Raw genomic sequence first — 15696 nt, 5'->3', positions numbered from 1 at the left:
TGGCTATTGTCCCGCGTCACTCTGGGTGTTCCGCGCCAGGGTCGACGTGGCGATGATCTCGTCCGCGGCTCGCTGGGCGCTGGCGACGCACGCGGGGATGCCCACACCGTCGTAGACGGCGCCGCAGACCCGCAGGCCGGGCAGCTTGGCGACGGCCGCGCGGATCCGGGCGACCTTCGCGAGATGGCCCACCGGGTACTGCGGAAGGCCGCCGATCCAGCGGTTGACGGTGGTGGCGACGGGCTTCGCGGACAGGCCGACGGCGTCGCCGAGGTCACCGAGCGAGACGGAGACGAGATCGGCGTCGTCCCAGTCGAGGTGGCGCTCCTCGCCGTACCGTCCGATCGAGGTCCGCAGCACGAACAGGTCCGGGCCGCGCTCCTTGACCCAACTCCACTTGTGCGTGGAGAACGTGGAGGCCTTGATGGTGCGGCCGTCCACCGGCGGTACGAGGAATCCCGAGCGCTCCTCGATGCCGCCCAGGTCGGCACGCCGGAAGGCGAGGGTGACCAGCGCCATCGAGGCGTACTCGACCTCGGCGAGCTCGGCCGCGGCCGCGGGCGACTCGTCGGCGAGCAGCGTGGAGGCGGACCAGGCGGGGGTGGACAGGATCACGCCGTCGGCGTCGATCAGCTCGGTGTCGGTGCGCACCTGCCAGCCACCGGCTGTCCTGGTGAGCGCCAGGACCGGCGCTTCGGTGCGGATCGTGCCGCCCTGGGCGCGCACGGCGTCCGCGACGGCGCCCGGCAGGGTGCCCATGCCGCCGTCGAGCCCCGCGAAAACCGGGCCGGTCTGCTGCTTGGCCGCCGCCCTGGCCTGGAGCTCCTCGACGCCGTCGAGCAGCGAGCCGTGGAGACGGGCCGCCTCGAAGAGCTGGGGCACGGCCGCCCGCATCGAGATCTTGTACGCGTCACCCGCGTACACCCCGCCGAGGAGCGGCTCCACGAGGCGGTCGACGACCTCGCGGCCGACCCGCTTGGCGACGAACTCGCCGACGCCGATGTCGTCCCCGACCTCGCTCGGGGCGAGCGCGCGGTCCTGGGCGACGCGGGCCAGGCCCTCGGGGGAGAGGATGTCGTGCAGGGTGGCGGGGTCGGCCGGCACGCCCATCACATGGCCCTTGGGCATGGGCCGCAGGGCGCCCCGGGTCCAGAGGGCGGCGTTGGCCGTGGCGGGCGCCTGGAGCCGGTCGCCGAGGCCGACCGCGCGGGCCAGCTCCACCCCTTCGGGGCGGCGGGCCAGCATCGACTCGGCGCCGAGGTCGACGGGCGCGCCCTCGATCTCGCCGGCCAGCAGCTTGCCGCCGAGCACCGCGCTGCCTTCGAGCAGGGTCGCCCGGGCGCCGGCCGCGAGCAGCCGGTGGGCGGCGGCGAGGCCGGAGATACCGCCGCCTACGACGACGATGTGCGGGGCGCGGGCGGGGGCGTTGTCCATGCCTCCACTGTCTCAGACCGGCGCGGACCGGCCGGTACGAGCCCCGGGCCGGCACCGACCGGTGATCAACTGGCGTTCGGGACCGGCGAGTTGGGGGCCTGATGCGGCCAACACCCGGACGGCCCCCCGCTCCGGCGGGGAATTTCCGGGCCCGTGCGTACGTATCGTGACCAGGAGAAGGCGGTCCCTCACGAGCGGAGGCAACACCCATGGCGGCGGAGCGACTGGTGGTCATCGGCGGTGATGCGGCGGGCATGTCCGCGGCCTCGCAGGCCCGCAGGCTGAAGAAGCCCGGGGAGCTGGAGATCGTCGCGTTCGAGCGGTCGGGCTTCACCTCGTACTCCGCGTGCGGGATCCCGTACTGGGTGGGCGGCGCGGTGCCGCGCCACGAGGACCTGATCGCCCGTACGCCCGGGGAGCACCGGGAGCGCGGGATCGATCTGCGGATGCGCACGGAGGTCACCGAGCTCGATGTGGAGGGCCGCCGGGTCAGAGCGCGCGACCTCGCGTCGGGCGCCGAGGAGTGGACCTCGTACGACAAGCTCGTCATCGCGACGGGGGCGCGGCCGATCCGGCCGGACCTTCCGGGGATCGACGCTCCCGGGGTGCACGGGGTGCAGACCATCGACGACGGGCGGGCCCTCCTGGAGAGCCTGGAGGCGGCCGCCGGGCGGCGCGCGGTGGTGGTGGGCGGCGGCTACATCGGGATCGAGATGGCCGAGGCGCTGCTGGGCCGCGACTTCGAGGTGACGCTGGTGACGCGCGGGGCGCAGCCCATGCACTCGCTCGACCCGGACATGGGCCGCCTGGTCACCGAGGCGATGGAGCGCTCGGGGATCCGGGTGGTGACGGACGCCGAGGTCACCAAGGTGCTGACGCGGGAGTCGGGCCGGGTGCGCGCGGTGGCGACGGAGTCCGCCGAGTTCCCTGCGGACGTGGTGGTCCTCGGCCTCGGGGTCGCTCCGCGGACGGAGCTGGCCCGTGCGGCGGGACTCCCGCTCGGCGCCTCCGGGGGCCTGCGCACCGACGCCTCGATGCGGGTGCGCGGGTACGAGGACATCTGGGCGGGCGGCGACTGTGTCGAGGTGCTCGACCTGGTGTCGGGCCGGCACCGTCACATCGCGCTCGGCACGCACGCCAACAAGCAGGGGCAGGTCATCGGGTCCAACGTGGGCGGCGGCTACGGCACGTTCCCCGGCGTGGTGGGCACGGCCGTCACCAAGGTCTGCGACACGGAGATCGCGCGCACCGGCCTGTCGGAGGAGGAGGCCCGCGCGGAGGGGCTCCAGTACGTCACGGCGACCATCGAGTCGACCAATATCGCCGGGTACTACCCGGGCGCGACCCTGATGACGGTGAAGATGCTCGCCGAGCTGCGCACCGGGCGGCTGCTCGGCGCGCAGATCGTGGGCGGCACGGGTGCGGCGAAGCGGATCGACGTGGCCGCCGTCGCGCTGACCGCCCGGATGACGGTGGAGCAGATGACCGCCCTGGACCTGGCGTACGCCCCGCCGTTCTCGTCGGTGTGGGACCCGGTCCTGGTGGCGGCGCGCAAGGCGGTGTCGGCGGTGCGCGCCGCGGGCTAGGAACCGAATCCGCCGGCGGTCGCTCCCGCCGGCCGCCCGCTACTTGGCGGTCTGCTCGTGGACGTATGCGACGAGGCGGGTCAGGGAGTCCGGGTCCATCGACGGCAGCACGCCGTGACCGAGGTTGAAGATGTGGCCCTCAAGGCCGGCGGCCGCGTCCAGGACCTCGCGGGTCTTCGCCTCGACGGCCTCGGTCGGGGCGAACAGGACCGCCGGGTCGAGGTTGCCCTGGAGCGCCTTGCCGGGGCCGACCCGGCGGGCCGCCTCGTCGAGCGGGACACGCCAGTCGACGCCGACGACGTCCGCGCCGGCCTCGCCCATGAGGCCGAGCAGTTCGCCGGTGCCGACGCCGAAGTGGATGCGGGGCACGTTGTAGCCGGCGACCGCGTCGAAGACCTTCGCCGACGCGGGCAGGATCGAGCGGCGGTAGTCGGCGGGGGCGAGCGCGCCCACCCAGGAGTCGAAGAGCTGGACGGCGGAGGCGCCCGCCTCGATCTGCACCTTGAGGAACGCGCCGGTGATCTCGGCGAGACGGTCGAGCAGGTCGGCCCAGAGCTCCGGGTCGCCGTACATCATCGCCTTGGTGTGTTCGTGATTGCGGGACGGGCCGCCCTCCACGAGGTAGCTGGCGAGCGTGAACGGGGCGCCCGCGAAGCCGATGAGCGGCGTGGAGCCGAGCTCGCCGACGAGCATGCCGATCGCCTCGGTGACGTAATGGACGTCCTCGGGGGTCAGGTCGCGCAGCCGGGCCAGGTCGGCGCGGGTGCGGATCGGGTCGGCGACGACGGGGCCGACGCCCGGCTTGATGTCGAGGTCGATGCCGATGGCCTTGAGCGGGACGACGATGTCGCTGAAGTAGATGGCCGCGTCGACCTTGTGGCGGCGTACCGGCTGGAGCGTGATCTCGGTGACGAGCTCGGGCCGCATGCACGACTCCAGCATGGGGATGCCCTCGCGCACCTTCAGGTACTCCGGCAGGGAGCGCCCGGCCTGGCGCATGAACCAGACCGGCGTGTGCGGGACGGCTTCGCGCCTGCACGCCTTGAGGAAGGCGGAGTCGTACGTCGTGCTGTTCGGCTGGCCCACAGGGCGGTCGTTGGCGCTCACGACCCAAATCTTCGCATGTGCCCGGCAAGGGGCCGCCCCGGCGGGGTGTCCCTACCGGCGCAGGGCCCCCCTTCCGCCTAGTCTTCCCCGCATGGCTGCCGCTCAGGGACGAACTTCGGATGGCGCTGACGGCAGGGAAGCCGCGGACGGTACCACCGTTCCGATCCCCTTCCGTCAGGCCGTCGACGCACTGCGCACGGCGCGACTGCGCCCCGAGATCGAGGTGGACGAGACGCGGCCGCCGCAGCGCCTGGCGCCGCACGCGTACGCCGTGGAGGCGGCGGTCGTCGAGGGCGAGGACGACCTGGCCGACGGCCGGCTCGTCCTGCTGCACGACCCGGCGGGGCACGACGCGTGGCAGGGCACCTTCCGCCTCGTCACGCTGGTCCGGGCCGAGCTGGAGCCGGAGATGGCGGCCGACCCGCTGCTGCCCGAGGTGTGCTGGTCGTGGCTGACGGGTGCCCTGGAGGCGCGCGGCCTGTCGTACGGGGAGGCGAGCGGCACGGTCACGCGGGCCGGCTCGCACTACTTCGGCGGGCTCTCCGAGCGGCTTCCCGCCACGCAGATCGAGATCCGGGCGTCCTGGACGCCGCGCGAGGGGCACGGCGGGGTGCCGGACACGGCGGGCCACCTGGCGGCCTGGTGCGATCTGCTGTGCCAGATCGCGGGGCTGCCGCCGGTGTCGGGCCCCGGCGACGCGGGCGGCGGCGTGGTGACCCTGCCGCAGCGCCGCGACCCCCGCTGAGGACGGAGCCGAGAGCCTCCGCCGCATCCGCCGTTGTTCCGCCCTGCGCCCCGCCTCCGGTGGGGCGCAGGGCGTTCGTACGCTCCCCCACACGCGTCCCCCGCACGGGTCGACGGGCCCCGGCGGCTGATCGACGATCGAGCAGCTGTCCGAATTGCCCTAAATGTTTCTCACCAAATCGTGATCATTCTCTAAAGGCCGAGGGGTTTGGTGCCGAAGAGGTTTGTGACCCTAACTGCACGGTTCGCCCCGGCTTCATCCCCGAGCCGGCTTCGTCCCGTACCTTTCCAGGAGGCCTGGTGTCCGTTCTTCTTGAGCAGCCCGCAAGCCTGGTCGCCTACCGCCCGAACAAGCCGACGGCCATGGTCGTCGTTGCCGACCCCCGAGTCCGCTCCACCGTCACCCGGCACCTGTGGGCGCTCGGAGTACGTGACGTCATCGAGGCGTCGTCCATCGCGGAGGCCCGTCCCCGCGTCGGCAACCCGCGCGACATCTGCGTTGCCGACGTCCACCTGCCCGACGGTTCCGGGCTGACCCTGCTGTCCGAGACCCGAGCCGCGGGCTGGCCCAACGGCCTGGCCCTGTCCGCCGCCGACGACATCGGCGCCGTGCGCAACGCCCTCGCGGGCGGCGTGAAGGGCTACGTCGTCACCGGCACCCGTACCAATGTCGGCCACCCCGGCCGCCCCGGGGCCGCCCCCATCGGCGCCGCGGCCGCCCGTATGCACCGCCGCCCCCCGGGTTCCCCGAGCCACCCGGGCGGCTACCGCGAGCTCTCCGGCCGTGAGGTCGAGGTGCTCCGGCTCGTCGCGGAGGGCCAGTCCAACAAGGCCATCGGCGTCTCGATGGGCCTGTCCGCTCTGACCGTCAAGTCCCACCTCGCCCGGATCGCACGCAAGCTCGGCACGGGTGACCGCGCCGGGATGGTGGCCGTAGCGCTGCGCACCGGAATCATCCACTGACCGGATTACGACCCTCCCGCACCCGACCGCGCCCGTCGACGGAACGTTCCGTCGACGGGCGCGGTGCATACACGGATACCCTTGACAGGTGACCGACGCCCATAAGACCGCAGCAGAGACAGCACTGCGAACCACCGGGGGCGCTCCCCCGGACGACGTCGACAAGGCGCCGATTCCCTTGCTGGAGCCCCGAGAGGGCATTCCGCCCGTCGTTGCGACCGAGGAGGCCCTGGCCGACGTGGTCGCCGCCTTCGCGGCCGGCACCGGCCCCGTGGCCGTGGACGCCGAGCGCGCGTCCGGCTACCGCTACGGACAGCGCGCCTACCTGGTGCAGATGCGCCGCGAAGGCGCGGGCACCGCGCTCATCGACCCCGTCGGGTGTCCGGATCTCTCCACTTTGGGAGAGGTACTTTCGGACACCGAATGGATCTTGCACGCCGCCACCCAGGATCTGCCCTGCCTGCGCGAAATAGGCATGGTGCCCTCCCGGATCTTCGACACCGAGCTGGCCGGGCGGTTGGCGGGCTTCCCGCGTGTGGGCCTGGGCGCGATGGTCGAGAGCGTGCTCGGGTACGCCCTGGAGAAGGGCCACTCGGCCGTCGACTGGTCGACCCGCCCGCTCCCCGAGCCGTGGCTGCGGTATGCGGCCCTCGATGTCGAGCTCCTGGTCGACCTGCGGGACGCGCTGGAGGAGGAGCTCGACCGGCAGGGCAAGCTGGAGTGGGCCCGCGAGGAGTTCGACGCGATCGCCTCCGCGCCGCCGGCCCCGCCCCGCAAGGACCCCTGGCGCCGCACCTCCGGCATGCACAAGGTGCGCAGACGCCGTCAGATGGCGGCCGTACGGGAACTGTGGACGGCCCGGGACAAGGTCGCTCAGCGGCGCGATGTCTCGCCCGGCAAGGTGCTCGGCGACTCCGCGATCATCGAGGCCTCGCTCGCGCTGCCCGCCAACGTGGCCGCCCTCACCGCGCTGACCGGGTTCGGACACCGGATGGGGCGGCGCCAGCTGGAGCAGTGGCAGGCGGCCGTCGACCGGGCGAAGGCCCTGCCGGAGGTGGAGCTGCCGCAGCCGGGGCAGCCGTTGCAGGGTCCTCCCCCGCCGCGCTCCTGGGCGGACAAGGACCCGGCCGCGGCGGCCCGGCTCTCGGCGGCCCGCGCGGCGGTCTCCGAGCTCGCCGAGCGGCTGAACATGCCGCAGGAGAACCTGATCACGCCGGACACGGTGCGGCGGGTGTGCTGGGAGCCGCCGGCGGACCGCTCCGAGGCGGCGGTGTCGCTTGCGCTGGCCTCCCACGGTGCGCGGCCCTGGCAGATCGCCCAGGTGACCCCGCTCCTGTCGGCGGCCCTGAGCGAAGCGCCACCCAAGCCCTGACGTACCCGGCCCCGCCCCGCCCTGGTTCCCGCGGCTTCCGCACCGCGGGAACGGGCTGACGCCACGCCTTCCGGCCGAACCCCAGCGGGCGCCATGGACCTGCGCCGTTCCCCGCGCCCCCGAACCCGCTTTCGTCTGCGGGCCGTGCGCGGCTGGTCGCGCAGTGCCCCGGGCCCCTGAACTACTCGATGCCGGCCCGCATCGGCCACCTCAGCCCGTCATGGGCGTCCCCCTGCCCCTTGAGGCCTTGAGATTGAGGACGAACGCCCGCAAGGCGCGAATCGGGGTCCGGGACGGAGCCCAAGGGGGGTGGCCCGGCAGTGTGACGTTCGCCGCTCCCGCCCAGAGGGCTGGGCAGGCTGGTTACTCACAAGTAGCATGGGCAAGGTGAGCGCGCGCTCAGCCGGCGCGCAAGCCAAGCGCAGCAGTGCCATCCCGCACCTGGAGGAGAGCCATCGTGCCTCGTACCGTCAGGGACGTCGTCTTCGTCGACGGCGTCCGCACCCCGTTCGGCAAGGCGGGCCCGAAGGGCATCTACCACGAGACCCGGGCCGACGATCTGATCGTCAAGGCCATCCGCGAGCTGCTGCGCCGCAACCCGGCCCTCGACCCCGCGAAGATCGACGAGGTCGCCATCGCCGCGACCACGCAGATCGGCGACCAAGGTCTGACGCTGGGCCGCACCGCCGGGATCCTCGCGGGCCTGCCGCAGTCCGTGCCGGGCTACTCCATCGACCGCATGTGCGCGGGCGCCCTGACCGCCGTGACCTCCGTCGCCGGCTCGATCGCGTTCGGCGCGTACGACGCCGTGATCGCCGGTGGTGTCGAGCACATGGGCCGCCACCCGATGGGCGAGGGCGTCGACCCCAACCCGCGGTTCGTCAGCGAGAAGCTGGTCGACGAGTCCGCCCTCTTCATGGGCATGACCGCCGAGAACCTGCACGACCGCTACCCGCACATCACCAAGCTCCGCGCCGACGAGTACGCCGTGCGCTCGCAGGAGAAGGCCGCCAAGGCGTACGCCGACGGCAAGATCCAGCAGGACCTGGTCCCGGTCTCGGTACGCAACACCAACGCCGAGGTGGGCGAGACCGGTTGGGGTCTGGTCACCGCCGACGAGCCGATGCGCCCGGGCACCACCCTGGAGAGCCTGGCGAACCTGAAGACGCCGTTCCGCGTCCACGGCAACGTCACCGCGGGCAACGCGGCCGGCCTCAACGACGGCGCCACCGCGTCGATCATCGCGTCCGAGGAGTTCGCGCGGGAGAACAACCTCCCCGTGAAGATGCGCCTCGTCTCCTACGCCTTCGCCGGCGTGGAGCCCGAGGTCATGGGTTACGGCCCGATCCCGGCCACCGAGAAGGCGCTCGCCAAGGCGGGCCTCGCCATCGGCGACATCGACCTCTTCGAGATCAACGAGGCGTTCGCCGTCCAGGTCCTCGCGTTCCTGGACCACTACGGCATCGCCGACGACGACGCGCGCGTCAACCAGTACGGCGGCGCCATCGCCTACGGCCACCCGCTCGCCTCGTCGGGCGTACGCCTGATGACGCAGCTGGCCCGGCAGTTCGAGGAGCAGCCGGAGGTCCGCTACGGCCTCACCACCATGTGCGTCGGCTTCGGCATGGGCGCCACGGTCATCTGGGAGAACCCGCACCACAAGGACGCCGGAGGCAGCAAGTGAGCACCACCACCACTGAGCTTCTCAAGGGCGCGGCGGAGCTGTTCCCGGACGAGGTCGTGACGTCCGCGCACGTACGCCACCTCGAACTGCCCTACGGCGCCGGGCGCTTCGCGCTCATCACGCTCGACAACGGCTTCGACCACACCAAGCCGACCACCTTCGGCCCGGGCTCGCTGGCGAACCTGAACGCCGCCATCGACCAGGTCGAGAAGGAGGCCTCCGACGGCTCCCTCGTGGGCGTCGGTGTCACGGGCAAGCCGTTCATCTTCGCGGTCGGCGCCGACCTCAAGGGCGTCGAGCTGCTGAAGAAGCACGACGACGCGCTGGCCATCGGCAAGGGCGGCCACGAGGTCTTCAAGCGCCTCGCGGGCCTCGCCGTGCCGACGTTCGCGTACTACAACGGCGCGGCCATGGGCGGCGGCGTCGAGGTCGGTCTGCACTGCACCTACCGCACCGTCTCCAAGGCGCTGCCCGCGTTCTCGCTGCCCGAGGTCTTCCTCGGTCTGGTCCCGGGCTGGGGCGGCTGCACGCTGCTCCCCAACCTGATCGGCGCCGAGAAGGCCGTCTCGGTCATCATCGAGAACTCGCTGAACCAGAACCGCCAGCTCAAGGGCAAGCAGGTCTTCGAACTCGGCATCGCCGACGCCCTGTTCGAGGGTGCCGACTTCCTGGAGCAGTCCCTCATCTGGACGGCGAACGTCCTCAAGGGCGACGTCACCGTCGAGCGCCCCGAGATCGACCGCGGCGAGGCCTGGGACCAGGCCGTCGCCAAGGGCCGCTTCATCGCGGACTCGAAGGTGCACGGCGCGGCCCCGGCCGCCTACCGCGCCCTCGACATCATCGCGGCGTCCAAGGACGGCGACCTCCAGGCCGGCTTCGACGCCGAGGACACCGCGCTCGCCGACCTCATCATGGGCGGCGAACTGCGCTCCGGCATCTACGCGTTCAACCTGGTCCAGAAGCGGGCCAAGCGCCCGGCCGGCGCCCCGGACAAGAACCTGGCGCGCCCGGTGACGAAGGTGGGTGTCGTCGGCGCCGGTCTCATGGCCTCGCAGCTCGCCCTCCTCTTCCTGCGCCGCCTCGAAGTGCCGGTCGTCCTGACCGACATCGACCAGGAGCGCGTCGACAAGGGTGTGGGCTACGTCCACGCCGAGATCGACAAGCTGCTCGCCAAGTCCCGGATCAACCAGGACAAGGCCAACCGCCTCAAGGGCCTGGTCTCCGGTGTCCTCGACAAGGCCGAGGGCTTCGCGGACGCCGACTTCATCATCGAGGCCGTCTTCGAGGAGATCGGCGTCAAGCAGCAGGTGTTCGCGGAGGTCGAGGCGGTCGCCCCGGCGCACGCGATCCTCGCCACCAACACCTCCTCGTTGTCGGTGACCGAGATGGCCTCGAAGCTGAAGCACCCCGAGCGGGTCGTCGGCTTCCACTTCTTCAACCCGGTCGCGATCCTGCCACTCCTGGAGATCGTCCGCGGCGAGCAGACCGACGACGTCTCGCTGGCCACGGCCTTCGGTGTCGCGCGCAAGCTGAAGAAGACCGCGGTCCTGGTGAAGGACGCCCCGGCGTTCGTCGTCAACCGCATCCTGACCCGCTTCATGGGCGAGATCCAGAACATCATCGACGAGGGCACCCCGGTCGCCGTCGCCGAGAAGGCCGTCGAGCCGCTCGGTCTGCCGATGTCGCCGCTGGTCCTGCTCGAACTGGTCGGCCCGGCCATCGGCCTGCACGTGTCCGAGACCCTCAACCGCGCCTTCCCGGACCGCTTCACGGTCTCGGAGAACCTGGCGGCAGTCGTGAAGGCCGGTAAGCGCGGCTTCTACACGTACTCCGCCGAGAACGGCTTCAAGCCGGTGCTGGACCCCGAGGTCGCCGCTCTCCTCAAGCAGGGCGATGTCGCCCTGACCGAGGAGCAGACCCGTGACCGCGTCCTGGACGCGGTGGCGCAGGAGATCGGTCTGATGCTGGACGAGGGCGTCGTCGCCGAGGCCCAGGACATCGACCTGTGCCTGATCACCGGCGCCGGCTGGCCCTTCCACCTGGGCGGCATCACGCCGTACCTGGACCGCGAGGGCGTCTCGGAGCGCGTCAACGGGAAGAAGTTCCTGGCGCAGGGCGTCGCCAGCGTCCCCGCGTAACCCGGTCGTACGACACGACGACGGCCCCGCACTTCGGTGCGGGGCCGTCGTCGTGTCCAACCCGCCCACCCGGCAAGGGAAGTGACGGAACGTCACAGGGCCCGGCACCGTAAAGACGGGTGCCGGGCCCTGTGGTGGGCGGGGAGCGCTCAGAGCTCCGGCGGCGCGCTCAGATCCGCTACCAGGCTCGCGAAGACCAGGCTCAGATCCGCTGCCAGGCCGCGAAGAGCGGGCTCAGATCTGCTGCCAGGCCGCGAACGCCAGACCGGGTGCGTCCGTGCGCTGACGGGCGATCCGGATCCGGCCCTCGGGGGTGAACACAGCGAGCACGACCCGGCCTTCGGCGTCGGCTGCCAGTGCGGGCGCTCCCGCGCACGCCTCGCCGGTCGGCGTCCAGCTGACTCCGGCGGCCTCCTGCTCGGTGGGGTAGACCGCTATCGCGGGGCGGCCTTCGGCGTCGCGCTGGGCGAGCACCATGCAGTCGACCCCGTCGATCTCGTGGCGCAGCAGCGCGACGGGTCCCGTGCCCTTGCCGCCGATGGGGTGAGGAGGCTCGTCATCGCGCCAGGCCCGCAGCTGACCCGACGCGATGTCGCGCAGGAAGAAGGTGATGCGGCCGTCCTCGCCGGTCTGGAGGCCGGTGACCGTGCCGGTCGCCGGCTTGCCCGCGACGGGCTTCTTGAGCCACTCGAACTCCGCGTCGCCCGAAGGGCGTTCGTAGACGTGGATGCCGGTGTCGGACGGCGCGAGGATGACCATCCGTCCTCCCTCGGCCGCGACGATCGATATCGAGCGGTCCGCGCCGTTGCCGTTGAGGTCGGCCCAGCCGGCCCACTTGCCGGAGGGTTCCTGGCCGCGCGCGGAGACCCCGCCGAACGCGTTGCGTACGACGATCTGAGCGTTGCCCGCGGAGTCCACGCCGACCGCGGGGTGCCCCATCCTCAGGCCCTGCTGCCAGTCCCGCCGCGGGTAGGGGGAGCCGACGACGGCCCAGTTCTTGACCGGGCGGCCCGTCTGGTACTGGATCGCGTGGACCAGCTCCGTCCAGGTGCCGCCCTCCGCGATGGGGGTCTGCCGCAGCGCCGCCAGATGGACGTAGCCGTCGTCGCCCTGCGCGATCGAGAGGTGCGACTGGAGCCCGACGCCGGGGGCGACCAGCTCGGGCCCGGTCCACGCCCCGCCCGGCGCCGACTCGGTCCAGCGGGCGATGCCGCCCTCGGCGGGTGCGTACGCCGTGAGACGGCCGTCCTTGCCGAGCCGCAGCCAGCCGGTGACCGTGGGGCTGCCGTCCTCGGCCGCCACGACGGGGGTGGCCGGCGTCGGCGCGGTCCGGATGGTGCCCGATTTCGCCGGTCCCTGCTGCGATGCCTGTCGAGACCTCAGTGCCATGGCCCGCGACCACCTTTCCCCACCGGTTCCGCGCGAGGCGTCCGGGTCCAGCAAACAAGCGACTTTCTGCGACCATAACACTGCCCACGGCCCCCTATTTCCCCTGGTATTTCCGTCCCGACGTGGGGCTTTTCACCACCTGCGACGAGGCGTCGGAGCCGCCCGGACGAGGTACGCCCGGTCGGGTGAGGTCACCGGGCGCGGACGTAGAACACCGCGCCGTCCACCACCCCGCTCCGGTCGTAGCGTGCGGCGAGGAAGCGGCGCAGGGTGGGGAGCCGGTCGGGGGCGTAGGGCTCGCCGCGGGAGTCGTCCACGACGAGCGCCGGCGGCCGGTCGGCTAGCTCGGCGCGGAAGTCCCGCCAGGCGCCGTCGACGCCGTACTTCTCCCCCACCTGGGGTCCGTCGCGGCCGCCGCTGTAGTTGGTGAGCAGCCCGGCGGTCAGGAAGCGGCTCGCGGGTGCCCGCCCGGCCAGCCAGTAAGTCTCCGGGTGTATGCCCCAGACCAGGACCCGCTCGGCCGGCCCGGTGCGGGCCTCGACGGCGGCGGCGACGCGTTCGGTGTGGGCGAGGTCGGGGCGGGGCGCGAGCAGCCCCCATGCCAGGAAGAGGGCGCAGGCGCAGGTGGAGACGGAGAGCGCGTTGGTGAGCCGGTGGGTCGGCAGGATGTGCAGCGCGCCGGTGGCGAGCAGGACCAGGGGCGGGATGAGCTGGAGGTAGTAGTGGCCGAAGAAGTGGAAGCCGAGCAGGACCGCGCCCGCCGACGCGGCCAGCCACAGCCACAGGTCGACTGCGCCGGTCCGCGCGATCCGCAGGACCCGCACCACCGGTGGCAGCAGGCCCGCACATCCGGCGGCGAGCAGGGCGGTGTTGGCCAACCCCCGTGTCAGGACGTGGAGTTCGGACCCGGTGAAGGAGGCGTACGACGCCGAGCCGGTCACCGTCCAGAACAGGAAGTGGGCGGGCCCGGTGAGCCAGGCCACCGCCACGATCGGCACAGTGAGGCCAATCACCGTACGCAGTAAGGGAGTTCGGCGGGGCCCGGGATGGTGCCACAGGAGCCACAGGACGGGGGCGACGGCGGCGCCGCCGGTCTGTTTGGTGAGGCAGGCCCCGGCGACGGCGAGACCGGCCCGGGTCCAGGCGCCGCGGTCGGCGCAGAGCACGGCTGCCGCCGTGAAGGGCAGCATGAACACCTCGAAGGTGGCGGCCTGGGCGTCCTCGGGGTTGAGACCCACCGAGACCAGCAGGTACAGGACGCCCGCGGCGCGCCCCGCGCGCTCGCCCCAGCGGTGGCGCGCGGTGGCGGCGAGCGCGAGCGCGGTGAGCAGGTGGGCCCCGGCGGCGGCGATCCGCAGCGGGGTGAGGGAGGCGTCGCCGCACAGGGCGAAGACGGCTTCGTAGAGCCAGGGCAGGAGCGGCGGCTTGCGGTCGACGACCGTGGTGTAGAGGGTGCCGCCGCTCGCCAACAGCCGGGCCTGGACGGCGAGATAGCCCTCGTCCGGGTTCCACAGCGGGTGCCGGAAGGAGGGGAGGCGGGTGAGGAGCGCGAGGGCGGCGAGGACCGGGAGCAGCCGCCGCCAGTAGCGGCCTTCGGCGGTGGTGGGCGGCTCCGCGGGGCGGCGGCGCTGGCTCGGAAGGACGCATCCGGTGACGGATCGTAGCGAGGGCGGCGGCTCGGCGAGCATGCGGGCCACCCTATGCGGCCCCGTATGCCCCGATGGGCAGGGACATACGGAGCCGGGAGGAATCGGCGCCGATTACACGGAGTCGCGGTGTCGGGGGGCTTCGAGACGGCTGTGCCTGCGGCCGTACAGGAAGTAGAAGACCACACCGATCACCATCCAGATGCCGAACCTGAGCCAGGTCTCGGCGGGCAGGTTGATCATCAGCCACAGGGACGCGGCGACCGCGGCCGCGGGGACCCACGGCACCAGCGGGGTGCGGAAGGCGCGCGGCAGGTCGGGGCGGGTGTGGCGCAGGATGACCACGCCCACGGCGACGACGACGAACGCGAACAGGGTCCCGATGTTCACCAGGTCGGCGAGTTCGCTGAGGCTGGTGAAGCCGGCGACGATCGCGATGATGACGCCGAGCAGGACGGTCGGGCGGTGCGGGGTGCGGAACCGCGGGTGCACGCGGGAGAAGAAGATGGGCAGCAGCCCGTCCCGGCTCATCGCGAAGAACACCCGGGTCTGGCCGAGCAGCAGGATCATGCAGACCGTGGTGAGGCCGACGGCGGCGCCGAAGCTGATGACGCCCGAGTAGAACGGGTGCCCGGTGGCCTTGAAGGCGTCGGCGAGCGGCGCGTCCACGGAGAGCTGGGTGTACTTCTGCATGCCGGTGACCACGACGGAGACGGCCACGTACAGGACCGTGCAGATGAACAGGGAGCCGAGGATGCCGCGGGGGATGTCCCGCTGCGGGTTCTTGGTCTCCTCGGCGGCGGTCGCCACGATGTCGAAGCCGATGAAGGCGAAGAAGACGACCGAGGCGGCGGTGAAGATGCCCATCACGCCGAAGTTGGTGGGCGCGTAGCCGGACATCAGCTGGATGAGCGGGGCCTTGAGGTCGCTCCCCGCGGTCTGGGGCTGCGCCTTGGGGATGAACGGCGAGTAGTTGGAGGAGGTGATGAAGAAGGCGCCCGCGATGATCACGATCAGGACGACGGTCACCTTGATGGCGACGACGACCGAGGTGACCCGGGCCGACAGCTTCATGCCGAGCACGAGGACCCCGGTCAGGACCAGGACGAGGACGGCGGCCAGGATGTCGAAGCCGAAGCCGTGGGCGCCGTCGCGGCCGCTGAGGGCCTCGGGCAGGTGCCAGCCCGCGTTGTCGAGCAGCGAGCGGACGTAACCGGACCAGCCGACCGCCACCACCGCCGTGCCGAGCGCGAATTCGAGCACCAGGTCCCAGCCGATGATCCAGGCGGGCAGTTCGCCGAGCGAGGCGTAGGAGAAGGTGTACGCGGATCCCGCCACCGGCACCGTCGAGGCGAACTCGGCATAGCAGAGCGCGGCGAGCGCGCAGACGACGCCCGCGACGACGAACGCGATGGAGACCCCGGGGCCCGCGTTCTCCTTGGCGACCTTGCCCGTGAGGACGAAGATGCCGGTGCCGATGATGACTCCGACCCCGAAAACCGTGAGGTCGAGAGCGGACAGGGACTTCTTGAGCGCGTGTTCTGGCTCCTCTGTGTCCTGGATGGACTGCTCGATCGATTTGGTCCTGAACAGGCTGTTTCTGGCCACCCGTGCACCTCCGCTAGCTCATCGT

The 15696-nt window shown here is 72.1% G+C and carries 11 protein-coding genes; 6 read left to right on the top strand and 5 right to left on the bottom strand.

The genetic code is table 11. From position 1 onward, the window contains the following. Nucleotides 1-3: 3 nt before the first annotated feature. The gene (gene hemG, locus AB0D31_RS08995) at nucleotides 4-1434 is read right to left on the bottom strand and encodes a protoporphyrinogen oxidase (RefSeq protein WP_362719096.1); all 1431 of its coding nucleotides are present in this window, start codon (nucleotides 1432-1434) and stop codon (nucleotides 4-6) included. A 209-nt stretch (nucleotides 1435-1643) separates the two neighbouring features. Here hemG and AB0D31_RS08990 point away from each other — a divergent pair, with 209 nt between their 5' ends. Continuing rightward, a complete protein-coding gene (locus tag AB0D31_RS08990) occupies nucleotides 1644-3020 on the top strand; it encodes an FAD-dependent oxidoreductase (protein ID WP_362719094.1) in 1377 nt (458 codons plus the stop codon). Between the two features lie 39 nt (nucleotides 3021-3059). Here AB0D31_RS08990 and hemE read toward each other — a convergent pair whose 3' ends face one another. Then, nucleotides 3060-4127, bottom strand: a complete 1068-nt coding sequence (hemE, locus tag AB0D31_RS08985; RefSeq protein ID WP_362719091.1) for a uroporphyrinogen decarboxylase — start codon at nucleotides 4125-4127, stop codon at nucleotides 3060-3062. Between the two features lie 91 nt (nucleotides 4128-4218). On the opposite strand from hemE, the gene AB0D31_RS08980 reads away from it, so the two are divergent. The 5 genes from AB0D31_RS08980 to AB0D31_RS08960 all read left to right on the top strand — a co-directional run bounded on the left by AB0D31_RS08980 (nucleotide 4219) and on the right by AB0D31_RS08960 (nucleotide 11028). Further along, nucleotides 4219-4872: a DUF3000 domain-containing protein gene (locus tag AB0D31_RS08980; RefSeq protein ID WP_362719088.1), complete on the top strand. Its 654-nt coding sequence runs from the start codon at nucleotides 4219-4221 to the stop codon at nucleotides 4870-4872. A 299-nt stretch (nucleotides 4873-5171) separates the two neighbouring features. After that, complete coding sequence (locus tag AB0D31_RS08975; protein ID WP_362719086.1) at nucleotides 5172-5834, top strand: response regulator transcription factor; 663 nt, start codon at nucleotides 5172-5174, stop codon at nucleotides 5832-5834. An 88-nt stretch (nucleotides 5835-5922) separates the two neighbouring features. Then, on the top strand, nucleotides 5923-7206 hold the full coding sequence (locus tag AB0D31_RS08970; protein WP_362719084.1) for a ribonuclease D: 1284 nt from the start codon (nucleotides 5923-5925) through the stop codon (nucleotides 7204-7206). A gap of 457 nt (nucleotides 7207-7663) precedes the next feature. After that, nucleotides 7664-8890, top strand: a complete 1227-nt coding sequence (locus AB0D31_RS08965) for an acetyl-CoA C-acyltransferase (protein WP_362719082.1) — start codon at nucleotides 7664-7666, stop codon at nucleotides 8888-8890. Continuing rightward, complete coding sequence (locus AB0D31_RS08960) at nucleotides 8887-11028, top strand: 3-hydroxyacyl-CoA dehydrogenase NAD-binding domain-containing protein (protein WP_362719080.1); 2142 nt, start codon at nucleotides 8887-8889, stop codon at nucleotides 11026-11028. The genes AB0D31_RS08965 and AB0D31_RS08960 overlap by 4 nt, the downstream gene beginning before the upstream one ends. Nucleotides 11029-11262: 234 nt before the next feature. On the opposite strand, the gene AB0D31_RS08955 is transcribed toward AB0D31_RS08960, so the two are convergent. The 3 genes from AB0D31_RS08955 to AB0D31_RS08945 form a co-directional block, all read right to left on the bottom strand. After that, nucleotides 11263-12417 (bottom strand): hypothetical protein, encoded by a 1155-nt coding sequence (locus AB0D31_RS08955; RefSeq protein WP_362719077.1) that lies wholly within the window; start codon nucleotides 12415-12417, stop codon nucleotides 11263-11265. Between the two features lie 191 nt (nucleotides 12418-12608). Next, complete coding sequence (locus tag AB0D31_RS08950) at nucleotides 12609-14105, bottom strand: glycosyltransferase family 39 protein (protein ID WP_362719074.1); 1497 nt, start codon at nucleotides 14103-14105, stop codon at nucleotides 12609-12611. 72 nt (nucleotides 14106-14177) lie between these two features. Beyond that, nucleotides 14178-15671 (bottom strand): amino acid permease, encoded by a 1494-nt coding sequence (locus AB0D31_RS08945; protein WP_362719071.1) that lies wholly within the window; start codon nucleotides 15669-15671, stop codon nucleotides 14178-14180. Nucleotides 15672-15696 lie beyond the last annotated feature (25 nt).

Origin of the sequence: Streptomyces sp. NPDC048361 (genome assembly GCF_040651795.1) — a bacterium.
Taxonomy (GTDB): Bacteria; Actinomycetota; Actinomycetes; order Streptomycetales; family Streptomycetaceae; genus Streptomyces.
This window is presented reverse-complemented; position numbering and strand designations above follow the sequence as displayed.

What these genes read in the sequence shown, in the direction of transcription:
- hemG (WP_362719096.1), bottom strand. Translation starts at nt 1,434, where the DNA reads ATGGACAACGCCCCCGCCCGCGCCCCGCACATCGTCGTCGTAGGCGGC.
- AB0D31_RS08990 (WP_362719094.1), top strand. Translation starts at nt 1,644, where the DNA reads ATGGCGGCGGAGCGACTGGTGGTCATCGGCGGTGATGCGGCGGGCATG.
- AB0D31_RS08980 (WP_362719088.1), top strand. Translation starts at nt 4,219, where the DNA reads ATGGCTGCCGCTCAGGGACGAACTTCGGATGGCGCTGACGGCAGGGAA.
- AB0D31_RS08955 (WP_362719077.1), bottom strand. Translation starts at nt 12,417, where the DNA reads ATGGCACTGAGGTCTCGACAGGCATCGCAGCAGGGACCGGCGAAATCG.
- AB0D31_RS08950 (WP_362719074.1), bottom strand. Translation starts at nt 14,105, where the DNA reads ATGCTCGCCGAGCCGCCGCCCTCGCTACGATCCGTCACCGGATGCGTC.